We start from the raw sequence: 24768 nt of genomic DNA on the forward strand, positions 1-24768 counted from the left end.
CTGCTGTCGCTCACGGCGCGCCCCCGGCCTTGAATGGGCTGCGGTAGGTGCCGATCAAGCCCCACGGCGCACGCTCGCCACCCAGTACGCAGTGATCGGAATGCGCGACGGTCGTCGCGCCGCCGCCCTGCCGGCGCTGCCTGCGGTTGGCGTGGATGAGCACCGGCTCGCATCCCGGCGTCGGGCAGCGAGGGGTGCGCCCCGAGCTCGGTGGCGTCATCGGTTGCCGGCCGAGCACAGGAGCGCGAGCAGGTCGGCCCGCTGCCCGGGGGTGAGCTCGGCACCACGAGCCAGCAGCACGCGCACTGCCTCATCGCGGCGCGCCTGCGGTGTCCAACGGGACGCCGCTGCCCGCAGCACGACCTCTCGCGGCCGAGCATTGGCGGGGATGCTGCGGCGCGGCTTGTGCTGCTCGACGGCGCGGCCGGTCGGCTGCGCAATGGCGGCGGTACGGCACGCCTCGGCGCCCGGGCAGGCGAGCTCGACAAGGCCGCACACGGCGGCGGAGGTCGCGCAGGGCGGCCGCTCGGCGGTACCCTGATCAGCGGCTGCAGTGATGATTCGGGGGGCCCCGCTCGCAACGGGGCCTTTTTCGTTGCTCATGGTCTACGCGCCCACCTTCGCGGCGGGGCGGGCGAGGACGGCGCGCAACTGCTCGCGCTGCTCGACGGTCAGTGGTGGCGCCTGCTCGACGAGCACGCGGATCGCCTCGCGGGTGCGGCTGTCGAGACTCCAGCGTTTGCGGGCGACGTCAGCGCGGACGGCAGACAGCCCAGGCTTGCTCGTGGACATGAAGATCCCTCGATCTCGATGTTCACGGGCTTCGCCAGCTGGTCGGCGGTACCGTTGCCCCAATCACTACCCGGTGGGCAGGCGGGACCGGCGACAAGCGCCGGCGCTGCGAGCTGCTGATTGCCGGGCCTTCCAGCCACCCGGCGCGCGCATCAGACTCTAGCTAAGCAAATCTAGCTGTTCAAGCGCTGCCCTCCTTACGCAGCAACGGTTATCACAACGTTGGGATACTTTGAATATCCACTATGGACGCTGCTGCCCAATGTTCGCCCCATGTCATCGGGTCGCCGACCCAGCGCGAGTCTGCGAGCCGCGCAATGTCGAAAACCGGCCCCCGGCGAGCTGCGCGAGTGACGACGAGCTCGGCGAGTACTCGCACAACGACACGCTTGCGCTGCGGCGAATAGCCCGGCCAGCCCTTCACGATGTCGGCCGGTTCTTCGCCCTCAAGCTCTGACGGCACAGCGAGGACCCGAGCGCGCCTCTCGGCCGCCTCGATCTGTGGCAGCAGGCGACCCTCCACCGCCGACAGGCCGCGGGCGGACAGGTCGCCCGCGGCGGCCTCGGCGTAGTGAGCGTCGAGGCGCTCACGCAGCACGCGCACCTCTTCGTCTGCCGTGCGCAGTTCTTCGCCGTCGCCTTGTGAGCGGAGCGCGTCAAGCGCATCGTCCTGCTGGAGGCGGCCGAGCAGAGCCTCTTCAATGACCGCTTCCAGCGTGCCAGCGGCGACGACCATGCCGCACTTCTCGCACTGGTAGGTGGCCCTGGGGCGCTTCGTGCCGCCCGTCCGGGCCCGGAGACGCTCCGTACGGCAGGTCCCGCAGGCGACTGCGCCGGTCAGCCAGTGCGTCAGCGTCGGCCCGCGGGAGGTCACCCGGCGTTCGGGCCGGGTGAGGAGGGCGCGAACGGCACGCCATTTCGCGACGTCCACGATCGGTTTCCAGCTCGCCGGGCCCACCTCCTCGCCTCGATCCACGCGGATACCCGCATAAGCCGGCCTTAGTACGGTCTGTCGGATGAACCGGCCGTGCCAGGGCGCGCCGCCGGGCATGGTCACCCCACGCCTGTTGAGGTCGCGGGCGATCGTGGCTAGCTGCTCGCCGGCGTGCAGGCGATCGACCATCTCGGCGACGATCGGCCCCTGCTCCGGGTGGGCGCGCTGCTCGACGAACTTGCCCTTCTCGTCGTAGACACGCGTGAAGCCGTACTGCAGGCGCCCGGCCGGCGTGCCGTTGCGGGCTGCGTCGCGCTTGCCAACGAGCACGCGGTCCGAGAGCTGGCGGGACTCGGCCTCTGCGTCCACACCGAGGTTGGCCAGCTCGCGCCAGTCGGCAGTGCGCCAGGGTCGATAGACACGGTCGTTGGCCTGGATCCAGATCGACACTCGATGCTTCGCGCACAGCTTGAGGAATGCAGCCCATTCTTCGAGCTCGCGGGAGCCTCGCGAGCCCTCCCAGAGCCCGAGCATCTCGCAGCCACCGGAGCGGATGTACTCGATGAGCGCCGCGTAGTCCGGACGATCTTTGGTCGCGAACGGCGACGCCGAAAGATCGGGATCAACGAACGTGCGCCCGACCGCGTACCCCTCTTCGGCCGCGCTCTCGGTGAGGTCCCGTTGCTGCCGGGTGACCGACCGGCGCTCGTCCTTCGATGACTTGCGCAGGTACAGGTCGACCGTTACCGTCATGGACGACAAGATAGCACCGGTAAAAACTTTTGACCGAGGTCACCAAACCAGTGCTGACGGTCGGCCGCCGCTGAGCACCCGAAGCTCAACGGCCCCTGCGCTCTGCGGAGCCGGGGGCCGTTGTGCGCGGCGATGTTGGGGCAGAGCCGGCCGGAGTCGAACCGGCGTTCCCCGCCCTGCAAAGGCGGTGCGTCTACCTCTGCGCTACAGCCCTGCCCGGTACCAGTTTATGAGCGACGCCTGCGGGTGCCAGGGCGGGATGGCCTGGCGGGTGAGGCCGTACTCGTGGTTCGGCCTGGCCCTGGCCTCCGGGTCGGCGCCGGCGCGGACCAGGGCGCGGATCAGCTCCGGCGAGCCGTGGTCGACGGCCACGTGCAGGGGTGTCCGGCCGTCGAGGTCGTACGCCTGCAGGTCCAGCCCCAGCGCCACGAGCCGGGGGAGCAGGTCCAGGTCCGGCAGCCAGGGCAGCAGGTGCAGCAGCGTGCGGCCCCGGGCGTCGCGGAAGCTCGGGTCCAGGCCGCGGTCCAGGGCGGCCTCCACGGCGGCGGTGTCGCCGTCGGTGAAGTAGCGGACGAAGGCGGCGCGGAGGGCGCGGATCGAGCCCGGCCGGCGCATCGACGGGTCGCGCCAGGCCTCGACCGCGGCCACGCACCCGTGGAGCCGGCCACCCAGCGCGGCCAGGGTCCGTTCCCGCTGGATCTCGTCGCCGGAGTGGGGGAGGACGAAGCCGTCGCGGACCTGGATCGCGTGGGTGGTGTAGCTGCAGCTGACCTCGATCGACTCGCGCAGCGGCACCGACGCCGACGGGGCCGGCGGGTGGGGGGCGGCGGCCGGGAACAGCGCGGCGTAGGCAAGTGGGTGCAGCTCGGCGGGGAGTACGTCACCGCGCAGGAGCGCGGCCAGCTCCGGTGGGCGGTTCGCCACGGCCACGGGCAGGCTCGGGATGCGGTGCAGGTCGTGCTCGTCGCCCGGCGTGACCAGGTGCGCCTCGCGGGCCGAGAGGATCAGTGTGCGGCCCCGGAGTTCGATGCGGGCCCGGCCGCAGCGCACGTCCACACTGGACAGCGGGTCGGGGACGCTGCGCGGCGCGCGGCCGGTGGCGATGGCGCGGCGTTCGCGGCGGTTCGGGGGCTGCGGCGGGGCGGCGTTGTCGCGGCGGGACGCTATGTATGCCAGGGCGCGGTCGACGGAGTCGTCGAGTGTCGCGTGGATCGGGCGGAAAGCCTTGAAGAAGCGGGACTTCGGCGCGCTCAGTGCATACCCGGCCGCGGCCCAGGCGGCGCTGTGGCGGCCGGCGTCGTCCAGCTGGACGGCCCGCTCGACGGCGCCCTCCGGACCGTGCGCGCCGAGCGCGTCCTCCGGCAGCCGGTCGCCGGCCGCGGTGAAGAACGGCAGGCGCGTCCGGCCTCCGGAGCGAGCCAGCTTTTCGGACGTACACCTGACATCCCAATGATCCCGGAGGAGCAGCATGACGTCGTCGCGGCGGCGCAGGTAGATCCGGTCCAGGCGGGCGAACTGCAGGAGCATGCGCTGCGGGAGATCGGGGCCGTCGGGCGTGCGGACGAGCAGGGCGTGGCCGCCGGGGTAGAGGGCCAGCGGGAAGCCCAGGCCGGGCCGCATCCGGCCCTCGGGGCCCCGGCGGACCAGGTGCCAGCGCAGCAGGTCCGGGGCGAGGTGGAGCAGGTCCTCCTCGACCCGGCCGGCGATGTCGGGGCCATGCACGCGCCCGATGGTCTTCAGGTCGACCTCGGCGCTGCCGCCGGCGGCGGTCCACGCGGCCGGCCAGTCACCGGCCTCGCGGCCCGCGGTGGCGCGCTCCACCATGCGCGGCGGCAGCGGACGCCACCGCATCAGAGCAGCCCGCGAATGTCGTGCAGCTCGGGGCGGCCGGTGAAGCCGGCCATGCTGGTGTACCCGCCGCGTTTCGTCTGCGCCTTCGGGTCCGCGCCCGCCTTGAGCAGGATGCGCACCATCTGCTCCGGGCCTTCGGCCACCGCCTCGTGCAGCGGCGTGCGCCCGGCGTCGTCGCGCGCGTTCGGGTCCAGGCCGGCCGCGAGCAGCCGCGGCAGCAGCAGCCGCTCGGAGCCGGGCAGCTGCGGCAGGAGGTGCAGCAGGGTGCGGCCCCACATGTCGCGCACGTGCGGGTCGAGACCCCGGTCGAGCGCCCGCACGATCGCGGCCGTGTCACCGTGCAGGACCAGCCGCATGAGGTCGAACTGGAGGCGGCGCATCGGGCGCGGCATCCGTACGTCCGGGTCGCGCCAGCCCTCCCGCGCGGCTACGCATCCCTGCACCTGGCCGCCGAGCGCGGCAAGTGCCAGTTCGCGGTCGATCTCGGCCTGGGTGTGCGGAACGACGAACGCGCCGTTGCGCATGGCGACCTCGTGGGTGGCGCTGTCGCAACGGACGCGAATTGTCGTGCGGAGTTCCGCGGCCTTCGGGGGTACCGGCGGTGCCGTCGACAGCACCCGATGTACAAGAGGATGCAGTTGTTCTGCCTGAAGCTCTTCCGGCCGGCGAGCCAACACCATCGGGATCCGCGCAATGCGCTCCAGCGTCGCCCCGAACTCGTCGATTTCCAGCAGGCGGCGCGCCTGATCGGTCTCGTTGTACGGCACGCGGCTCACCAGGCGGGCGCGGCTGCCGTCGAGCACGATACTGCGGCCCTTGACATCGATGCGGGTGAGCCCCAAATGGTCGTCGACATCGGGCCGCGGATTCGACGGAGCGTGTCCGGGGCGCGGCCAGGTTTCGGTATCGCGCAGTTCCCGGGCGTGCGCGAGCGTGTGCCGGGCCGCCGCGGCGAGCGCCGTGTGAATCGGGCGCAGCCACGCCAGGGACCGCTCGACGGCGACCCCGCGCGCGTGATTACGCACATCGGGGTCGATGGAGAATGCCGCCGGATCAATGCGCTCGCGGCCGAATCGGCGATCGAAGAGGAGCACGTGCATGTCGTACCCGGCCGCGGCCCACGCGGCGGCGTGCCGGCCCTCCTCCTCCAGCTTGAGGAGCCGGTCGGTGCGCGGGTCGTCGATGCCGCACAGGGCGCGGATATCGCCGGTACGGCGGTCGTCCCAGCGATACCGCAGGTGCAGAAACGACTCGTCGGCAAGGCCCGGCTGCTCGATGATGCGCTCGAACCGGATGTCGATTCGCTGCGCCCACCGCGCCGGATGCACGCCCAGCGCGTGGCCGTCGGGAAAGAGGGCGAGCGGATACCAGACGTTTTTCAACGGCAGCCCGTTGCGATCGCGGCGGATGTACCACCGCAGCAGATCCGGCACCAGGTGCCGCATTGTGTCCATGACGTGGTCGAGGACCTCGGTGCCGTACTGCCGCCGGATGTATTCGGTTTGGATATCGACGGTGATGCCCGCGGCCCGGCAGGCGCCGCCCCAGTCCCCGGCCAGCCGCCGCTCGTTCGCCTGCTCAATCATGCTCATCGGTACCGCGGAGGGGTGCAGCGGCCGCACAACGTCACCTCCCCCGGGTCGAGGGCAGGGCTGACCGGAATCGAACCGGCGTTCTTCGGATCCGAAGTCCGATGCGTCGACCTCTGCGCTACAGCCCTGCCGCCGCCAAGTCTAGGGATTGCCGCAATCGGCTCTCCTCAACGCGTCGGCGGCGCGCTCATCGCTGCCGCGAGGAATGTGACAGCCCAGCGGCGACCCTCGTCCCCCGTGGGCTCGATGCGGTCCACCACCGTCACGGCCAGCATGCCGCGGACCCGAAACCACAGCTCCTGCTCGGCGAGCCCGGGGAGCGCGCGCTGGAGCGCGGCCAGGTAACGGTCGCGGAACATGGCCTCGACCGGCCCCACCCAGCTGCGCATCTCCTCGGCCGGGTCGCCGAGGATCGTCATGAGCAGCCGGGACGTCCGGGCGCTGCGCACGTCGAACAGCGGCCCCACGAACGCCTCGACCAGATCCGCGACGGCCGGCTCCCCACCTGCGGCGAGCAGCCGATCGAGGTTCTCGCCCTGCGCGGCGTTGATCGGCTCGATCACCCGCCGGGCGACCGCCGCCGCAAGATCCGCTTTCGAGCCGAAGTAGTACCCGACCGCCGCGAGGTTCGCACCCGCCTCGTTCGTGATGGCCCGGATCGAGGTCCCGCTGTACCCCCGCTCGGCGAAGAGCCGCTCGGCCGCGTCGAGGAGTTGCGTGCGGGTGTCCACGGGTGCGTACTATACGTACGTTCGAGTCAAACGAACGTATGAATGAGGCACGCCTGTGAAGATCTTGGTGGTGGGGGCCGGGGTGCTCGGCAGCCTGCACGCCGTCCGCCTGCACGACGCCGGTCACGACGTGTCGCTGCTGGCCCGCGGCGCGCGCCTGGCCGCCCTGCGCCGCGACGGCGTACAACTGGCGGTGGGGGACAGCGCGACCGTGCGGCGGGTGCCGGTGCCGGTGGTCGACCGGCCCGCCGACGCGTACGACCTGGTCATCGTCTTCGTGCGCACGCACCAGGTGGACGATGTGCTCACGACACTCGCCGACGTGGGCGGCGACGTGCTGTTCGTGCTCAACTGGGCCGCCGGCCCGGCCCCGCTGGCCGCCGCACTCGGCGCGGACCGGGTGCTGCTCGGCACCGCGTCCAACGGCGGCGTGATGGACGGCGACGTGCTCCGGTACCGCCCACCCAGCCGCCTGACCCGCCTGGTCCCGATGTCGATAGGCGACGTACCGGGCCCGCGCGCCGACCGAATCCTGCAAGCCCTCACCGACGCGGGGATGCGCGCGAAGCTGGAGCCGCAGATAGACGCCTGGCTCAAGACCCACGCCGCGTTCGAGGTACCGCTGGGTCAGGCGGTGGACGCGGCCGGCGGCCGGGAAGCACTGGCGAGCGACTCAGCCGCACTGCGGGACATGATCCGTCAGATGCGTGAGCGCCTGGCTGCACTGCGAACACCAGTGGTACCCCGCGGCTTGAGGGCACTGCAAGTCATACCGGAGGGCCTGCTGGTGCCCGTGTTCCGGCGCTTCTTGCGAAGCCGGACGGTCGCCTACAGTGGCCTGGACAGCACCTCGCCGGCCACAGTGGGCGAGTACGCAAGGCTGGCCGAGCAGTTGGACGCTGCGTAGTCAAGAACTACGCAAGGTAGTCGGCAAACTCGTGAATTAGTTTCAGGTATTAAGCTTAGGTTGAAAAGACCGGGACCGCCCACGAGCCGCCGTCAGGATTACGCACGTCTGTGATCTCCACCCGCTTCCGTGACATCAAGGGCAGCCCGACCAGGTCATTTGATCTACGGCAGGCTGGCCAGATCGGAGGTCGGTACGGCGATCCACCCCTCAATCCTGGCCAGCGGCAGCTCGTCCGCATCCGGCCGCACAGTGAGCCCGAGCGCGGTGGCGCGCGCAGTCAACGCCGCCACCAGCGCGTCAAAGGCGTCACGGTTCGTAGCGATAAGCGGCGCGAACGCCCCGAGCTCCAGCCACCCCGAGGTGGTATCGGCCAACGCGGCCGCCAGCCCCTCATGGCGCCCCTTGTACCGCCGGGTAACCCCCCACCGGTGCAGCGACGCCGCCGGATGGGTCTCGACGATCGCGCCCGCGCCACTGCGATCGACGTCCTGCCCGGCCCGGGCCAGCATGGCCTGCAGCGCCGCGCACCGCAGCGCGGCGTGGCCCTGGCGGTCGGCGGAGACGCTGGGTGGGACGACGCCGGGTACGGTGGCGCGCACGGCCTCGTCGGTCGCGCGGTACATCATCGCCCGGCGCCAGTTCGCGCCGTTCTCCTTGCTCGGCAGCGACGCGGTGTGGCCGTCACGGTGCGCGTTGATGAGCGCGGCGAACGGCTCCGGCCAGCCGAGCGCGCAGTTGAGTCCGGTCTTGTCGGCGTTGCGGACGGCCGTGACAATGCGCGCGTCAGGGACCCCGACGGCCAGCTCGCGCAGCACGGCGCGGCCGCGCGACCACGCGATGGTGGCCAGGGCGGTCCGCTCGTCGGTGGGGGCGAGATCGACACCTGCTGTGAGCACGAGATAAAAGAGCGGCGCCGGGCCGTCAGGTGTTACACCCCGAGCATTACTGCTGGTCCTCGCCCTGATCGTCGCCGTCCTGGTCGCCCTGCCCGGCCGCGGGCGGCGGGCCCTGGCCGTTGCCCGCACCGCCGGAGGCGCCCTGACCATCCTGTCCGGGGCTGCGGTTCTTGGTGGCCGACGGGCGGGGCGAGCGTGACGACGGGGGCGCCGAGGATGGGGCGGCGGCGCCCAGGAGGCGGTCGCAGTAGGTGTCGATGGCCGGCTCGCCGCCTGCCAGGCTTTTGAGCTGGTCTTTCTCGGGGCCGGTGATCGGGCGGGCGCCTGTGGGGTCGGTGCGGTGGGCCACCCACGCGCGGCACGAATCGGTGGCCGGCGCGCTCGTGGCGGGAGTTGGCGGTGGAGACGCGTTGGGCTGGCCGGCGGATATGGTAGAAATGGGCGTTTTGTCAGGCTTTGCGCCGATATGCGAGTCGTACCAGGTTTGCGCGGGTGCGGGCAGGCGGCCGGTGTTCGCTGCGAACGCGGTCCCGCCGATACCGGCCGCGACAAGTGCCGTGGCCACCACCGCGAGCAGGCGGCGCTTGCGGCGGGGGGCTTTCACGGCGCGCGGCCGGTACTCCTGGCGGAAACCCGCGACCGCGTCCTCTTCGCCGCGCAGCTCCTTGCGCCGGCCCGGCGCGCTCGCGGCGGAAAGCAGCTCGCCCAGCCGGCTGTCGGGCAGTTTGTCACGCTTCATCGCGCCCGCCCTCCTCGCCGTGCCGAACCTGCATGCCGTCCTGCTGACCCCGGACGCTGTTGTGCCGAGCCTGGACGTCGTCGTGCCAAGCCTGCATACCGTCGTGTCGAGCCTGGACGTCGTCGCGCCGAGCCCCAACGCCGTCGTGCTGAGCCTGCATGCCGTCGTGCCGGGCCCGAACCCCGTCGAGCTCGGTCGGAACCCCGTCTTGCCGGGCCCGAACCGCGTCGTGCTGGGCCGGAACCCCGTGGTGCTGAGCAGGAACGCCGTCGTGCCGAGCCTCAAGACCGTCGGGCTGAGGCTGAGGCTGAGGCTGGGCCTGAGCTTGGGCCTGAGCTTGGGCCTGAGCTTGGGCCTGGGCTTCGCTGTGCTCAGCGCGAACGCCCTCGTGCTGCGCCTGCACCTCGGGATGCTCGGCCAGTTTCCGTAAGCCGCGCATCGTGGCAATCCGGACAGCGCCCGAGCGTTTGCCCAGCACTCGCGCGGTACCGGCCACGTCCAGCCCCGCCACCACGCGCAGCATGACGGCCTCGGCCTGGTCGCGGGGTAGTCCGGCGATCAGCCGAAGCGCCCGGTCGGTGTCGTCGAGCTCGACCACCTCAGTGGCCACGTCCGGAGCCGCGGCCGCCGATCGGAGCTGGTCGATGGCCTCGTGTGGCTCCTCGTGGCGCCGCCAGGCCCGCCGGTTCTCGTCGATCCCGCGATGGCGGGCAATGCGAAAAAGCCAAACCCGAAATGCTGCGGTCGTACCGTCAAATCCCGACAAATCGCGCGACGCCTGTAACCACGTCTCCGAAGCCACGTCCTCGGACGCGTCACCGCAGACCACGCGCAGGTACCGCAGCAGCGGCGGATGCAGCGTCCGCCACAGCACGGCGAACCCGGCCGCATCGCCGTCGATCGCGGCGGCGAGCGCGGACGCGAGGTCCTCGTCCCGGACCCGCTGCATCGACGCCGTCACCAGCACACGGTAGGCCAGGTCGGCTGGGATTTCTCGTCTCGGCCAACAGCAAAGAGCCGGTTTGGTACGGTCGCCCGTATTGCCGCTTTTGCGGTTTTATCCTTCGGGGGGATTGACCAATGCGCGCACGAGTGCTGATAGGCCTGACTCTGGCCGCGGCCGCGGTGCCCGGATTCGCCTTCGCGGCACCGAACGCGGACCCGACAGCCGACCCATCGGCGTCAGCGGCGGCCGTGTCGATATCAGCCGGCGCCTCGGACAGCCCCTCGGACAGCCCGAGCGCCTCGGACAGCCCGTCGGAGAGCCCCTCCGAAAGCCCGAGCCCGTCAGAGAGCCCGTCGGAGAGCCCCTCCGAGAGCCCGTCGGAGAGCCCTTCGACCGACGACGACTGGCCCGCCGGCGCCTGGCCGTACTGCACGGACCCGGCCCAGCAGTACTGCATCGACTCCTCGAGGGTCATCCCGAGCAACGGTGACCCGGAGCAAGAGGCCAACGGCCAGGTGTCCACCCTCGGCGGCTACGTGAAGTCGTTCAACTGGACGGTGACCGGCTACAGCGGCGACGGCCTCCTGCGGCTCACCGTCCGGACCGGCAAGTTCATGCCCCGCTACACCATGGCCCTGGCCGAAGCCCTGCACATCACGCGCCAGACAAGCACCGACACCGGCAACACCACGCTCGTCATCGAGGGCCGCAACACCCAGATCAACTGGGTGACGAGCCCAACCGACCTGTTCGCGGCCTGTGTCGCCGGCCAGAACTGCGGCGACGACACGACGAGGGCCGACGCGACGGGCACCGGGCTGCGGTTCATGGGCAACACGCAGGACCTGGCCACCTGGGACGCCGGCGGGCAGCAGGCCCTGGACGGCTTCTACCTGGCCTCCGACGCCCAGGCCCGCCCGACCACGATCGGGTACGGCACCTACCCCGAGCCCTACTGGTCGCTGCCCTACCTCGGCAATCCCCACCTGGACATGGACGGCGCACCCGTTCGCGGCTCCTTCAACGCCTTCCTGCCCGCCGCCTACTTCACCGCCACCGGCACAACCGCCCACGACGCGGCAAAGACGGGCTTCGACGTGCAGAGCACGAACCCGGACACCCAGGAGAAGACCAGCATCCCGGTCACCGTGACGGAACAGGACGGCGGCGTCATGCTCACCGTCCCGGACCTGGGCTACTCGATCCAGCAGATCACCGTCTACAACCACAAGAGCACCGCCGTCACGCCGAGCGAGTCGCCCACGCCGACCACGTCGCCGACCCCTGACACGTCCCCGACCCCTGACACGTCGCCGACACCCGGCACGTCCCCGACGCCCGGCACGTCGCCGACGCCGAGCCCGACGCTCACCCTGTCGCCGATCCCGACGAAGTCGACCCAGCTGACCGCCCCGACCGGAGTCTCGGCCAAGGGCGGCCCCGGCAAAATCTCGGTCTCCTGGCAGGGCGCAGGCACCGCCGCCACCGGCTACACGGCCACCGCAAACCCGGGCAACCACCAGTGCACCGCCACCGCCGACCAGTCCGCCTGCGACATCACCGGCCTGACCGACGGCACCGCGTACACGGTCACCGTCACCGCGGCCGGCCCCGGCGACACCACCGCCACCAGCACCGAGACCACCGCCACTCCCGCGACACCCCAGCTCCCGGCGACGGTCCCGACCGGCGACGGCACCCTGGACCGCGGCCCGGCCACCGGCCAGTCCCGCACCATCACCGTCAGCGGCGACGGCTTCGCGCCCAACTCCCCGGTCACCATCGCGATCTACTCAACCCCGGTCGCCCTGGCCACGGGCACAGCCGACGCGACCGGCCACGCCGAGCTGACGGTCGTGGTCCCCGCCGGCTACTCCGGCAACCACACCCTGGCCCTGGCCGGCATCGCCCCGGGCGGCGGCCCTCGCGTCCTGACCCTGGCCGTCAAGGTGGCCGCGGTGGGCGCAGCCCTCCCGGTCACCGGCACGCCGACAGTTCCCCTGATCACCTACGGCGTAGCACTGGTACTGCTGGGCCTGCTCCTGTCCGCCGCCGCTCCCTACATCCCACTCACCGCCGCCCGCCACCGCCGCCCCTGACCACACGAGGCCCGGTAACGGCGTGGGTTGGACGGGCGGGTGGTCGGGCTGGTCCCATAGGGGTGTGTTGACGGCCCTCGTCCGATCGGTGCTCGCCGTGCTGCTGTCCGCCGCTGTCGTGGTGGCCGTTGCGGCCGGGGCGGTCGGCTCCGGGGACGGGCGGCTGCAGCAGGTCGGGAAGTGGCCGTTCCTGGGTGCGTACACGGGTGCGGGGCAGGTGGGCGTCGATCGTCTGCCGGGGTGGGAGGCGTGGGCGGGAGTGCCAAGCCGGTTCGGGGCCGACTTCGCGCCCGCCGACTCCTGGAGCCTCATCGAGGGCGGCGACTGGCAGCTCCGGCCGTGGGCGGACAGCGGGCGCCGGCTGATCTTCTCCGTGCCGCTGTTTCCGAAGGGTCAGGGCAGTCTGGCCGGCTGCGCGGCCGGTGACTACGACGGGCACTGGAGCAGGCTCGGGCGCAATCTCGTCGAGTACCGCCTCGCGCACACGATCGTGCGGCCCGGCTGGGAGTTCAACGGGGACTGGTACCCGTGGGCGTCGGCCGGGCGCGAAGCGCAGTTCGCCGCCTGCTTCCGGCACGTCGTCGACGCCATGCGGGCGGTTGCGGGGCAGCGGTTCGAGTTCGTGTGGAATCCGGTGCTCGGGTCGGCGTACGCCGCGGCGGAGCCGGCGTACCCGGGGGATGCGTACGTCGACTACGTCGGCGTGGACGTGTACGACATGTCGTGGACGCCCGGTACGTATCCGCAGGCGGCGCACGAGGCCGTCTGGGGAACCACGCTCGAGGGCGGGCAGGGGCTGCGGCACTGGCTGGAGTTCGCGACCGCGCACGGCAAGCGGTTCGCCGTGCCCGAGTGGGGGCTGTCCCGGCGGGCGGACGGGCACGGCGGGGGCGACAACCCGTACTTCGTCGAGCGGATGCTGTCGTTCCTGGCCGGCCCCGGCGTCCGTCCGGCGTTCGCGATGTACTTCGACGTCGCCGTGCCGCTCGACGACGGCAGCGTGAACCAGCACCGGATCTCGGCCCAGCCGCCGGTGTTTCCGCAGGCCGCGGCCAGTTTCCGGGCGATCGTCGGCTGATTTAAGGTATCGATAAGAATTGACATATATGTCATCGGACTGTTAATAAAGCTGGCAGAGAGCGCTCTCACCATGGGTCCGCCGCGGTGGGCAAGCGCGAGAGAGGTCAGCTATGCGCAGGAAGCTTCAGGTGGCCCTGCTGGCCGCCATCGTCGCGGTACCGGCGTACTACGCCATCACCACCGTCACCGCCAACGCCACGGTCAACCCGCCCCCGGCCGGCTTCACGCTGACCTGGAGCGACGACTTCAACGGGGCCAACGGCACAGGCGTCGACACCAACGTCTGGAAGTACGACACGGGGCCCGGCTCGACCTTCGGGACCGGCGAGATCGAGACCATGACCAGCAGTACCGCCAACGTGCACTATGACGGCCAGGGCAATCTGCTGCTCACCGCGCTGCACAGCGGCTCGGACCCCCGCGCCGGCTGGACGTCGGGCCGGATCGAGACGCAGTCGGCCGGCTTCGGCGCGGCCCCGGGTGGCGTCATGCGCGTGGAGTCGCGCCTGCAGCAGCCGAACGTGAACACCGCCAACGGGGCCGGGTACTGGCCCGCGTTCTGGATGCTCGGCGCCCCGCTGCGGGCCGGCGTCTCGTGGCCGGGCTCCGGCGAGATCGACGTCATGGAGGACATCAACGGCCGCAGCTCGCTGTTCAGCACGCTGCACTGCGGTGTCAACCCGGGCGGGCCCTGCAACGAGAGCACCGGACTGGGCAGCGGCGAGCGCGCCTGCGGCGGCTGCCAGACCGGCTTCCACAACTACGCGGTCGAGGTCGACCGGTCGGTGTCGCCGGAGCAGATCCGCTTCTACTTCGACGGCGGCAACTTCTTCACCCTCAACGCCAACCAGGTCGACGCGACAACCTGGTCCAACGCCGTCGACCACCCGTTCTTCATCATCTACGACCTCGCCATCGGCGGCGGCTTCCCCGACGCGTTCGGCGGCGGCCCCTTCGCGTCGACGGTCTCCGGCGCCTCGATGGTCATCGACTCTGTCGCCGTCTACAACAAGGGCCCGGGCAGCACCGGCGGCGGCTCCATCGTGGGCAACACCATTCTCGGCCCGGGCGGCAAGTGCATCGACGTTTCCGGCGACGACACGGGTGGCAACGGTACCCCCGTGCAGCTCTGGGATTGTCAGACCGCGGCCCGGGATCAGCACTGGGTCCTGAAGAACAACGGCTCGATCCAGACGCTGGGCCGCTGCCTCGACGTCACCGGTGGCTCCACCGCCGGCGGCGCGCAGCTGGAGTTGTGGGACTGCAACGGCACCGGCGCGCAGCAGTGGCGCACCACGACGAGCGGCACGCTTGTGAATCCGGCCTCCGGCAAGTGCCTGGACTCCCCGTCCGGCGCCACCGGCAACGGCACGCGCCTGCAGATCTGGGACTGCAACGGCTCCGGGGCCCAGTCGTTCGTCTACAACGGCGGCGCCTCGAACATCGTCGGCCCCGGCAGCAAGTGCATCGACGTGGCCGGTGACGACAACGGCACCGACGGCGCGGTCGTCCAGCTCTGGGACTGCCAGGACACCTCGCGCGACCAGAACTGGAAGTGGTCGGGCTCGTCCCTGCAGTCGCTCGGCCGCTGCCTCGACATTGCCGGCGCGGGAACGGCCAACGGTACCGTGCTGCAGCTGCACGACTGCACGGGTAACGCGGCCCAGGTCTGGGTCGACGGCGGCAACGGCACCCTGCGCAACCCCCAGTCCGGTCGCTGCCTCGACTCCCCGAACGGCAGCACCGCCAACGGCACCCGCCTGCAGATCTGGGACTGCAACGGATCCGGCGCGCAGACCTTCCGCAAGTCCTGAGCCGCAAACCCAACAGAGAATTCGCCGCGGAACGGGGTGGAACGCAGGTCCTGGTGAACTTTGATCAGGACCTGGAGGACGAATGACACGCATTACCGCACGCCGGCGGCTCGCTGCCGCCGGCGTGCTGGGGACGGCCCTCGCGGCGACGCTCACCTTCGCCGCACCGGCCCGGGCCGACTCGACAGTCGACATGATTCTGTGGCAGAACTGCCAGCAGCAGTCGTCGGCCTCGCTGAGCTTCGATGCCACCCAGCTGAACTGGCTCGACGGCACGACGCTGCGCTGGAACGCCGGCATCGGCAAGGACTGCGGCACCAACGTGCAGGTGCAGATCAGGGAGAACACCCGGCAGTCCAACGACAACCCGCAGACCATCGGCCTGGGCTGGGGCGGCAACCGGACGATCGCCAGCAGCGCCGGCGTCATCCCGGTGCGCAGCCTCAGCTGGAGCGTCTGGCTGCTGCACCCGCTGGGCAGCAAGGCCATCGGCACCGCCGCGGTGAACATCCAGTATCCGCAGGGGCCGCTGCCCAACGGCCAGACCAGCTTCACCGCGAGCGACGGCGGGGTCGCCACCCGGCGGGCGTTCGTCCAGGCGGTCGAGACCCCCGGGGCCACCGTCAAGGTCGCCGCGAACGTGACGCTCAACCTGAGCGGCCTGGAGGACGTGCGGCTGGCGCCGAACGTGCAGATCATCGGTGACCGCACGGCCGCGAACCCGCTCGGGCCGCTGGTGTTCACCGACACCATCCCGAAGCAGCTGTTCCACGTCCCGGCCTACACGGACCCGTCGCAGGAGCGGATCACCGGCCTGCGGCTGCGCGGCGGGGCGAGCAGTGACCCGTTCGACAACATGGGCGACGAGGACTCCAACGGTGTCCTGATCGAGAAGCCGAACGTCGAGATCGGCTTCAACGAGATGTACCTGTGGCGCGGCACGGCCGTGCAGGTGCTGGACTGCGACGACTGCGACTCCAAGCGCAACCTCATCACCCGGGACAACGGCAACACGATCCGGGTCCACGACAACTACATCCACCACGACCAGCATCCGACGGGCGAGATCGGCGGCGGGCACGGCGCCGGTTACGGGGTGGCCGTCGACCACGGCGCCTACGTGCTCGTCGACCGCAACGTCTTCGACTACAACCGGCACTCGATGACCGCGGGCGGCCAGGACGGCACCGGATACCGGTTCTACCGCAACCTGATCCTGCCCAACGGCGGCGTCAACAGCCGCGTGTCGAGCACCCACGCCATCGACGTGCACGGCTCGAACAAGGACGACTCGTACCAGAGCGGCCAGGCCGGCGAGTACTTCGACGTCGAGTACAACACGGTGTGGAACATCCACGACAACGCCATCAAGCTCCGCGGCACGCCGACCGACAAGATGGAGGTGCACAACAACGTCTACGCCCACTGCGGACTGTTCACGACCTCGGCCGGGTGCTCCACGATCGCGGCCATCCACGTCAACGAGACGGGCATGAGCGAGTCCAACGACGTGCTCACCACATTCGGCGCGGACCCGGACGACGCCCGCACCACGTGCGACTTCGACGGCGACGGCGTGAACGACACGTTCCACGCCACCCGCATCACGTGGTGGTTCCAGTCCAGCCGTCTCGGCGGCCGCTACATCTACCTGAACCAGTCCACGGCGGCCGGCTCCGCGGTGACGCTCGGCGACAAGAACGGCGACGGCCTCTGCGACGTCACCGCGAACGGCCAGGTGTTCGCCAGTGACCCGAACGTGACGATCGGTCCGGGCCAGTGGACGTCGGTACCGTTCCTGGTCACCAACAGCGACGCGATCGCCCGCACCGCGCTGCAGCAGGCGGGCCTGAACCTCGGCACCGTCACGATCGTGCCGAGCACCGTGACGAAGGGCACCGTGCTCGATCAGAGCCAGCACTTCAACTACATCCGGCCCAAGGGCACGGCCGTGAACCTCACCGAATCCGGCGGCGGCGTCCTCGTCCCGGATGTCGTCGGCTCCTGGAAGGCCGACGCCCTGGCCGCCATCTCCGGCGCGGGCCTGACGAATGACACCCCGAGCGAGCAGAACACCTGCGTCGACCCGGGCCAGGTCTTCCAGCAGAGCCCGAAGGCCGGCACCCTGGTCCAGCCGGGCGCCACCGTGCACATCTCGGTCGCCACGTGCATCAAGCCGGGCGGCGGCGGAGGCACACCGAAGTGACGAACGCGGGTGGGTGGCGCGGCGTGCGCCACCCACCCGCGCATCCGGCTCTACTTCGGGTTGCCGTCCGGGCAGGTGGAGACGGTCAGGTTGACCGCCGTCCCGCCCGGCACGCCGACCCCGCCCTTCGGGTTCTGAATCTCGACGTCACCGGGGCTCGCGCAGTCCTTGTTCAGCGAGACCTTGCCCACCGTCAGCCCCGCCGCGGTGATGGCGGCGGCCGCGGCCGACTGCGAATACCCGAGCACGTTCGGCACCGTGAACACCACTGTCCACACCACTGTCCGAGTCGCGCGCGCACCGTTCGCATCGGTGACGGTGAACGTGACGGTGTTGCTCGTCGGGCTCGGCCGCACCGTCCCCGAGACCCGCCCCGAGGCGTCGGCACTGAGCCCGGCCGGCAGCCCCGTAACAGTCCACCTGTACGGCGTCGTGCCGCCCGTCGCGCCCGGAACCAGGCTGAAGGCGGACCCCACGCTCAAAGTGGAGTTGCCGATGGTACCGGCGAGAATCATCGGCACGTCACGAACGGTCCAGGAGAACGAGACGGCCGCCGTCTGCGCCTGGCTGTCCGTCACCCGAGCGGTGGCGCTCCACGTCCCGACCTGGCTCAAGGTGCCGCTGATCAGGCCCGCGGAGGTCCCGGTGAGCCCGGTCGGAAGACCATTGAACTTCCAGGTGTACGGCGGGGAGCCCCCGGAAGCGGCCAGCTGCAGGTTGACGCCCTGGCCGAAGAACCCCACCTGGTTGCCGGGCGAGCCGATGACCGGATCGGGCAGCAGCCCGTCGAGCGCCCCGACCGACACCGGATAGCTGGTCCGCGCCGCGGCCTGCGTGATGCCCGCCGAGTAGTCGATGTTCGACGGCAGCGGCTGCCCCACCCCGACGAAGATGGTCCCGGCGTCGCCCTGATCCCCGTTGTACGCGGTGCACACCAGCGCCACTTCCTGACGCCCGTTCACGACCTCACCGCCGACCCCGTGACAGTACGGCAGCAGCTGCACCAGGTTGCTCTGGTTCGCCTGCACCAGGGTCGTGCGCAATGCGGTGGTGCTGGCATCCTGCGCCCCGTACGCCTTGGACCGCGCCGCGAGCGCGATCGGCCCGACGATGTTGAGCGCAAACCCGATCTCGTCGATGGCCGGCTTGTCGTGCGCCTGCGGAATCTTCGCCCAGGCCTGCGACACGCAGTCGCTGCTGTCCGCCGCATACTGCTGCAGCCGATCCGGGTTCATCAGATTGATGTTGTTGAACTCGATGACCGCGGTGTTGGCGCACGCCTTGATGTCCGCCGCCGCCATCCCGTCGATCTCGGCGACAATCTTGTTCTGCGAGTCGGTGATCGCCGCCTTGATCTTGGTGATCGCGTCGTCGAGTGTGGTCTCGTTGCCGAACAGGGACTGGTAGACCGAGTAGGCCGTCTTGGCGTATCCGGCAATGTCACCGACCCCGACGGCCGAGGCCGCGAGCGGATCGACCGCCACGCCCCCGGCCGCCGCAAGGAACGCGGTGAGCATTGCCGTACTCCTGCGCAGTTTCATGACCTTTGCGCGTTCCACCACGTTCCACTGGGAGGGGTCACCGGTCGTCGGCGACGAACTTGCCGAGATTGAAGTACACCACTGTGCCGGGCTTCACGACGGTCCCGGCCGCCGGCGACTGCTTGAGCACCAGGTCGGCCTTCGTGGCGTCCGATGTGACCACCGGTGCTCCCTGGCTGAACGACAGGCCCGCACCCGTCGTGGCCCCGATGGCGGCGTTCAGCGTCATGTACAGCAGATTCGGCACCGCCGAGCCGCCCAGCGACACCACGAGGTTCTCGGCGGCGCCCTCGTTGACGACCGCACCCGGCGCGACCGGCGACTGGGCGATGACCGTGCCGGCCGCGGCCGGGTCGACCTGCCGCGTGAGGCTCCCGACGACCAGGTTGGCGGCGGCGAGCGCGCCGCGGGCCACGGACTCGCTCACGCCCAGGACATTGGGCATGACCACCTGGCCCGACGGGTTCGCGAGGCCGCTGAACCCGGGCACGTCGGGGCGCAGGGCGCCCGGCGCCCAGGACGACGCCCAGCCCGTCCACGCGTCGGTGTTCACGGCGGTCTGGGCCTGGGTCCACAGCTTGCCGGAGTTGTCGACGCCGAACAGCCGCAGCCGGCCGGTCGACGGCTCCAGCCGCGCCGCGACCTGGGTCATCCGGCCGCCGTCCACCTGCTTCCACGCGGCGAACTTCGCACTGCCCGCAGGGAAGTCGTAGTTGCGCCAGACCCGCCAGTCGTGGTCGACCGCGAAGAGCGCGACCCGGCCGTCGGGCTGGATCGTGGCCGCGACCTTGTTGAACCGCAGCTCGGCCCCGTGGTCGGACGGCACCGCGAAAAGCGTCCAGGCACCCCATGCCCCGCTCGCCTGCACGGCCCGGTGCATCAGCTGCCCGCGGCTCGTCGTCGCGAACAGCGCAACCCGCCCGTCGGCGTTGCGCACCGCGGCGACCTGCGTGACGAACTGCCCCGCCAGACCGAACCCGCCGGACCAGCCCGTGAAGACGGTGCCGCCCGGGCTCTGCTGGCCGCACTGCCACACATCCCCGCCGGCCGTGGCGATGAACAGCTGCATCCGGCCTGTCGCGTCCCGCACCGCGGTGATCGCGCGCGCGTTGACGTTGGCCAGGCCGACCTGCGACCAGACGCCGCCGGACTGCACGAGCCGGTAGACCCCGCCGTAGGTGGTGGCGTCGACCGCGTACAGCTCGAGGCCGCCGGCGGTGCTCGTCTCCGCGGCCAGCGCGCGTGCCTTGACGCCGGCGATCGCGGTGAACTGCTCCCAGGCGCCGCTGCCGGCCGCGTGCGCCCGGGCCATCGTGTCGTCGGTGCGGGTACCGAAGACATCAAGGGTTTGGCCGGTATTCGCGGTGAGCGCCACCGAGGAGCCCCACTCGTCGGGCACCGGCAGCGGGAACGGCGCCGGCAGGATCAGCTGGGCGTTGCGGTCGGCGGCGACGCCGCGCCGGCCCAGCTCGCCGTCCGGATTGGTGAGCGTGTTGCTGCCGCCGGGCCGCTCGGTGGGGTCGTTGGCGGCCAGCTCCCGGGCCAGCGCGGCCAGCGCCGTCGGCGAGCCGAGGTCGCCCTGGTGGTCGAGCGGCGCGGCGATGTCGACGATCGTGGTGTTGATGCCGATCGTGCCGCGGCCGGCTGTGATCTCGATCAGCCGGCTCTGGATCGGCCAGTCGATGTGCGATGCGGTGGCGATCTCGTAGAACCCGCCGGTGCCGGGGACGTTGTTGCCCAGCGGGCTGACCACGCCGCGCCGGTGCGCATGGACCTCGTTCTTGTGGGTGTGTCCGCAGACGTACAGGATCACGTTCGGGAACCGCAGCAGCATCTTCTCGATGCTGTCTCCGTACCAGAAATCGGCGTTGCCCAGGTCGATGAGGTTGTCGACGTCCTTGTTGTTGATGGACTTGAGCGTATGGTGCGCGAAGACGACGATGAGCCGGTCGGTCGCGCTGTCGTTCGTCACCGGCAGCAGATAGAGCGAGTCGAGGAAGACGCGGCTGTTCGCCTGCAGCTGGCGCTCGAGCCAGTCGTACTGATCGCGTTCGAGGCGGCCGTTGGCCCCACCGTCGTAGCAGACCGTGTCGAGACTGAGGTAGACGATCGGCGCGTCCGGCGACGTGCGCGAATAGTAGGTGTGCGCCGAGGTGCCGTCGCCGGTGAACCCGTGCCCGCGCGGTGTGCCGCTGGTGTTCCAGTGCCCCAGCGCGAACGCCTTGCGCCCGAGCACCCGCCGGCTCCTGTCGGCCGTCACCGGCTTGAACTGCAGGTTGTCCACGAACAGGTTGAGCGTGCCGACGTTGAGACCGTCGTGCAGGATGACCTGGCCGCTCGTGATGAGGCTGTCGTACGCCTTCTGTCCGGACTCGGCGAACCCGGAGATGTCGTGGAGGTTTCCGCCGACCGTTTCCACGACCGTCGGGTCGACCGGGTAGTTGCCCTGGATCTCCCCGTCGTGATTGCCCATCACCGCGTACCACGGCATGCCCAGCCCGGTCGACGTGAACGATCGGCGGGCCGCCTTGAGCAGGCCCGGCACGACCGGCAGGCCGTACCTGGACCGGTAGAAGTCGACGCCGCCGATGGTATCGCCCTCGGGTGACCAGTAGGCCTGCTCGTGGGCGAACCCGCCCCAGCTCGCCGACACCGACTCCTCACTGCCGGCCGCCCCGGACACCGGGGTGATCTGGTGGCCGCCGTCGAGCAGATCGATGTACCAGCGCGTCTCGTTCCACTGGCAGTTGTCCACCATGTCTCCGGTGGCCACCGCGAAACTGAACGGCCGCCCCGTCATCGGCCCGCGCCCGGCCCCGCGGATCCCCTGCACCATCGCCTCGACCAGCTGCGTCGACAGCATCTCGTGCGGCCGATACGCGGAGCTCGTCGACACGTCGGTGACGGTGCTGCCGAGGTCGGCCCACCTATCGGTCCACTCGACCCGCCCCGGCGACTTGTCGTCGACCACCTGCATGTCCGTGATGTGGACGAACGCCTCCAGCGCCCGGGTCTGGTGCGAGTACACGTCCGCGAGCTCGGCCCGCACGATGTGGTGCTCACCCGGCCCGGAGGAGAGCTTCACGTAGTCGGTCCAGGTCTGCACGTCCTGGCGGGCCGCCTGCTTCACCGTCCGGTCCAGGGTCGTGACCCCGCCGAACAGTCCCCGGCCGTCCCCGGGCGACACCTCGTCGGCGTAGGCCGCGAGCATCGGCCCGGCTATGGTCCCCGCCTCCACGGCCGCCGCCACCGCCGCCGCGGCGGCCAGCTTCAACACATCTCGTCGACTTGTCATGTGAGGTTCGCGTTCCACCTCGTTCCAACCCGAACGGTCTGAGCCATCGTCTCCACCCGATGCGTGCGTCTCCACCCACGGGTTGATGCCGTGGATCAATTCCTGCGCCGACGCGACCGGCCCGGGGCGGGCCATAGCGTATGGGCCATCGACGTTCCCGGTCGGAAGGAAGCCCGATGCACCACCTGTTTCTGATCCCGGTCCTGAGCCTCATGCTCGTAGCACCGTTCATCGCGGACTTCCTCCTGGACGACCGGCCGCTCGTCGGCTCCCGCACCCGGCTCGAGAAAGGTCCCCGTCGATGACGAACGTGCAGCTGCTCGCCGCGATCGGCCTCGGGGTGGCGTTCGCCGCCCTCGTGATCAGCCGGCAGGTCCGCCGGCGCGCGGTCACCCCGCGGGGCCTCATCATCCTGCCGGTCTGGTTCCTGATCCTGTCACTGCTCGCCGACCACCGGATGGTCTACCGCCTCGACTCCGCGCTCGCGATCGGCTTCTTCGCCGTCGGGGTCGCGTTCGCCGTGGCGATGGGGTTCGCCCGGGCGGCGACGCTGAGGGTGTGGGGTACGGACGCCGGGCCCATGTGTGAAGGCGACTGGCGCACCGGTGTGCTGTGGGTCGCCACGATCGCGGTGCGTGTGGGAGTGTTCCTCCTCGCGGCCAGGCTCGGCGCGCAGGAGGGGATGGGCGAGGCGATGGTGTTCGTGGCAGTGACGCTCGGGACGCAGAACGTGCTGCTCGCCCGGCGTGCGGGCCTGTTCAAGCCGGCCCCGGCCCTGACACCTGCCCCGACGCCGGCCCGCGTCCGGGAATCCGTCTGATGTCGCTGCTCCGACGGCTCCGCCCGACCGCGTCCGGTGTGGCGCTCGGGCGGGTCGTCGGCGCGCTCCTGTTCGTGGCCGCCGCCGTCCTCGTGGTGCCGGCTGATCTGCGCTGGCTGGCGCTGGCGTGCGCGGCGGTTGCGGTCACGGGGGCCGTCTTCAGCTGGCGCGCGCGGGCTGACCAGCCCATACGCAGAGTGATCGCGCTGGTGGTCATGGCGGCCGGCGGCCACGCCCTGTACATCGTGGACCCGGCGTCCCCCGGGTGGCTCCCCGCCGGCATCGCCATCTCCGTCGCGCTGGCGGCCCTGCCGCTTGTCCTCGCGGTACCGTTCGTCCTGGTCACCATCGCCACCGCCGCCGTGATCGCCGAGCTGCGCAACCCGACGGCCCTGGTCCCGATGATGGCCGGCTGCATCGGCTTCGCCGTCCTGGGCGTCGTGGTGGGCAGCTCCAGGCAGCGGGCCGACCAGGCCGAACGCCTCCTGGCCAGCGAAAAGGCAACACAGGAAGCAGAGGCCAGGGCTCAGGTGTACGCCGAGCGAGCCCGCCTGGCGCGCGAGATCCACGACATCCTGGCCCACACCCTGTCAGCGCAGATCGTCGGGCTGGAGAGCGCCCGCCTCCTGCTGCGCCGCAACGCGCCGGCGGAGGCCGTGCTGCAGCAGATCGACCAGGCCCAGAAACTGGCCCGCGAGGGCCTGGACGAGACCCGCCAGGCTGTCCACTCCCTGCGCGGCGACACCCGCCCGACCGCCGACACCGTGCGCGAACTGGCCGCGTCCGCCAACGCTCGGCTGACTGTCGAGGGCCCGGTCGAGCCGCTGTCTCCGGAGGCCGGGCTGGCCGTCGAGCGAACCGTCCGCGAGGCGCTCACGAACGTCCGCAAACACGCCCCGGGCGCGGCGGTGCGGGTCCGCCTGTCGTATGCGCCGTCGCAGGTCGAGGTCGAGGTGTGTGACAACGGTTCGGCATCGCGCTCGGAGCTGGACTTCACGGGCGGGGGATACGGGTTGGCGGGCCTGCGTGAGCGGGCCGAACTGCTGGGCGGCAAGCTTGACGCAGGTCCGGTGGACGAAGGGTTCCGGGTGTGGCTGACGATCCCGAGATGACGACCATCCGCGTGGTGATCGCCGACGACCAGCGGGTGATCCGCGACGGCATGAAGCTCATGCTCACGCTGATGGACAACATCGAAGTCGTAGGCGTGGCGAGCGACGGCGACGAGGCCGTCGCGCTCGTCGCCGAGCACGACCCCGACGTGGTGCTGATGGACCTGCGCATGCCCCGCTGCGACGGCGTCACGGCGACCCGCGCGATCCGCGCCGACCACCCGCGCACGCAGATCGTGGTCCTGACCACGTTTGCCGAGAACAACGAGATGCTCGCCGCGCTGCGCGCCGGGGCCCGCGGCTACCTGACCAAGGACGCGGACGCCGACCAGGTGGTCCAGGCCCTGCGCCGGGTGGCCTCCGGCCAGGCCGATCTGGCGCCCGAGGTGCAGAATCGGCTCCTGGACATGCTGCCCCCGGACCGCCCGCTGCGCGACGGCCCACCCCCGGACGGCCTGACCGACCGCGAACTGGAGGTCCTCCAACTGGTGGCCACCGGCATGTCCAACGCCGACATCGCCACCCAGCTGGTGGTGAGCGAGGCGACGGTCAAGACCCACATCAACCACCTGTTCGCGAAGACCGGCGCCCGCGACCGGGCCCAGGCCGTCGCCTACGCCTACCGCAACGGCCTGGCGCTCTGACGATCTCCCGTTT

The 24768-nt window shown here is 70.8% G+C and carries 20 protein-coding genes and 2 tRNA genes; 9 read left to right on the top strand and 13 right to left on the bottom strand.

All coding sequences use genetic code 11. The features are described 5' to 3' along the window. Window positions 1–10: 10 nt before the first annotated feature. The 8 genes from Dvina_RS01520 to Dvina_RS55060 form a co-directional block, all read right to left on the bottom strand. Window positions 11–163 (bottom strand): hypothetical protein, encoded by a 153-nt coding sequence (locus Dvina_RS01520; protein ID WP_223100586.1) that lies wholly within the window; start codon window positions 161–163, stop codon window positions 11–13. 443 nt (window positions 164–606) lie between these two features. Further along, window positions 607–792: a hypothetical protein gene (locus Dvina_RS01525; RefSeq protein ID WP_223100587.1), complete on the bottom strand. Its 186-nt coding sequence runs from the start codon at window positions 790–792 to the stop codon at window positions 607–609. A 214-nt stretch (window positions 793–1006) separates the two neighbouring features. Then, window positions 1007–2479 carry a recombinase family protein gene (locus Dvina_RS01530; protein WP_223100588.1) on the bottom strand — a complete coding sequence of 491 codons (1473 nt, stop codon included), beginning with the start codon at window positions 2477–2479 and terminating at the stop codon, window positions 1007–1009. 141 nt (window positions 2480–2620) lie between these two features. Next, window positions 2621–2693 (bottom strand) — tRNA-Ala (locus Dvina_RS01535). Further along, window positions 2684–4330, bottom strand: a complete 1647-nt coding sequence (locus Dvina_RS01540) for an ankyrin repeat domain-containing protein (protein ID WP_223100589.1) — start codon at window positions 4328–4330, stop codon at window positions 2684–2686. Before Dvina_RS01540 ends, Dvina_RS01535 begins: the two co-directional genes overlap by 10 nt. Beyond that, window positions 4330–5952: an ankyrin repeat domain-containing protein gene (locus Dvina_RS01545; RefSeq protein WP_223100590.1), complete on the bottom strand. Its 1623-nt coding sequence runs from the start codon at window positions 5950–5952 to the stop codon at window positions 4330–4332. The genes Dvina_RS01540 and Dvina_RS01545 overlap by 1 nt, the downstream gene beginning before the upstream one ends. Before the next feature lie 25 nt (window positions 5953–5977). Next, window positions 5978–6050, bottom strand: a tRNA-Arg gene (locus tag Dvina_RS01550). A 39-nt stretch (window positions 6051–6089) separates the two neighbouring features. Beyond that, window positions 6090–6653 (bottom strand): TetR/AcrR family transcriptional regulator, encoded by a 564-nt coding sequence (locus Dvina_RS55060; protein WP_223100591.1) that lies wholly within the window; start codon window positions 6651–6653, stop codon window positions 6090–6092. Between the two features lie 55 nt (window positions 6654–6708). On the opposite strand from Dvina_RS55060, the gene Dvina_RS01560 reads away from it, so the two are divergent. Then, window positions 6709–7560, top strand: a complete 852-nt coding sequence (locus Dvina_RS01560) for a ketopantoate reductase family protein (protein ID WP_223100592.1) — start codon at window positions 6709–6711, stop codon at window positions 7558–7560. Window positions 7561–7724: 164 nt separating this feature from the next. Here the strand turns inward: Dvina_RS01560 and Dvina_RS01565 are convergent, their stop codons facing one another. From Dvina_RS01565 to Dvina_RS01575, 3 genes are read right to left on the bottom strand one after another with little or no spacing between them, the layout of a single operon-like run. Beyond that, the gene (locus tag Dvina_RS01565; protein WP_223100593.1) at window positions 7725–8459 is read right to left on the bottom strand and encodes a DUF429 domain-containing protein; all 735 of its coding nucleotides are present in this window, start codon (window positions 8457–8459) and stop codon (window positions 7725–7727) included. Between the two features lie 46 nt (window positions 8460–8505). Next, on the bottom strand, window positions 8506–9198 hold the full coding sequence (locus tag Dvina_RS01570) for a hypothetical protein (RefSeq protein WP_223100594.1): 693 nt from the start codon (window positions 9196–9198) through the stop codon (window positions 8506–8508). Beyond that, window positions 9188–10159, bottom strand: coding sequence for an RNA polymerase sigma factor (locus Dvina_RS01575; protein WP_246655954.1), 972 nt, complete (start codon window positions 10157–10159; stop codon window positions 9188–9190). The genes Dvina_RS01570 and Dvina_RS01575 overlap by 11 nt, the downstream gene beginning before the upstream one ends. 233 nt (window positions 10160–10392) lie before the next feature. Between Dvina_RS01575 and Dvina_RS01580 the strand changes: the two genes are divergently transcribed. The 4 genes from Dvina_RS01580 to Dvina_RS01595 all read left to right on the top strand — a co-directional run bounded on the left by Dvina_RS01580 (window position 10393) and on the right by Dvina_RS01595 (window position 17343). Beyond that, entirely contained in the window at window positions 10393–12243 is a 1851-nt protein-coding gene (locus tag Dvina_RS01580) for a fibronectin type III domain-containing protein (protein WP_223100595.1), read from the top strand. 64 nt (window positions 12244–12307) lie between these two features. Next, window positions 12308–13321: a glycoside hydrolase family 26 protein gene (locus Dvina_RS01585; protein WP_223100596.1), complete on the top strand. Its 1014-nt coding sequence runs from the start codon at window positions 12308–12310 to the stop codon at window positions 13319–13321. Window positions 13322–13433: 112 nt separating this feature from the next. Then, on the top strand, window positions 13434–15137 hold the full coding sequence (locus tag Dvina_RS01590; protein WP_223100597.1) for a ricin-type beta-trefoil lectin domain protein: 1704 nt from the start codon (window positions 13434–13436) through the stop codon (window positions 15135–15137). Window positions 15138–15219: 82 nt separating this feature from the next. Continuing rightward, entirely contained in the window at window positions 15220–17343 is a 2124-nt protein-coding gene (locus tag Dvina_RS01595) for a PASTA domain-containing protein (protein ID WP_223100598.1), read from the top strand. A 50-nt stretch (window positions 17344–17393) separates the two neighbouring features. Here the strand turns inward: Dvina_RS01595 and Dvina_RS01600 are convergent, their stop codons facing one another. Then, on the bottom strand, window positions 17394–18860 hold the full coding sequence (locus Dvina_RS01600; protein WP_223100599.1) for an Ig domain-containing protein: 1467 nt from the start codon (window positions 18858–18860) through the stop codon (window positions 17394–17396). Window positions 18861–18921: 61 nt separating this feature from the next. Next, window positions 18922–22158, bottom strand: coding sequence for a TIGR03767 family metallophosphoesterase (locus Dvina_RS01605; RefSeq protein ID WP_223100600.1), 3237 nt, complete (start codon window positions 22156–22158; stop codon window positions 18922–18924). A gap of 197 nt (window positions 22159–22355) precedes the next feature. Here Dvina_RS01605 and Dvina_RS55065 point away from each other — a divergent pair, with 197 nt between their 5' ends. From Dvina_RS55065 to Dvina_RS01620, 4 genes are read left to right on the top strand one after another with little or no spacing between them, the layout of a single operon-like run. Beyond that, window positions 22356–22484, top strand: coding sequence for a hypothetical protein (locus Dvina_RS55065; protein WP_281428351.1), 129 nt, complete (start codon window positions 22356–22358; stop codon window positions 22482–22484). Next, the gene (locus Dvina_RS01610) at window positions 22481–22999 is read left to right on the top strand and encodes a hypothetical protein (protein ID WP_223100601.1); all 519 of its coding nucleotides are present in this window, start codon (window positions 22481–22483) and stop codon (window positions 22997–22999) included. Before Dvina_RS55065 ends, Dvina_RS01610 begins: the two co-directional genes overlap by 4 nt. Continuing rightward, entirely contained in the window at window positions 22999–24111 is a 1113-nt protein-coding gene (locus Dvina_RS01615) for a sensor histidine kinase (RefSeq protein WP_223100602.1), read from the top strand. The genes Dvina_RS01610 and Dvina_RS01615 overlap by 1 nt, the downstream gene beginning before the upstream one ends. Beyond that, window positions 24108–24755: a response regulator transcription factor gene (locus Dvina_RS01620; protein WP_223100603.1), complete on the top strand. Its 648-nt coding sequence runs from the start codon at window positions 24108–24110 to the stop codon at window positions 24753–24755. The genes Dvina_RS01615 and Dvina_RS01620 overlap by 4 nt, the downstream gene beginning before the upstream one ends. Window positions 24756–24768 lie beyond the last annotated feature (13 nt).

The sequence above is a fragment of the Dactylosporangium vinaceum genome (assembly GCF_019904175.1).
Classification (GTDB): domain Bacteria; phylum Actinomycetota; class Actinomycetes; order Mycobacteriales; family Micromonosporaceae; genus Dactylosporangium; species Dactylosporangium vinaceum.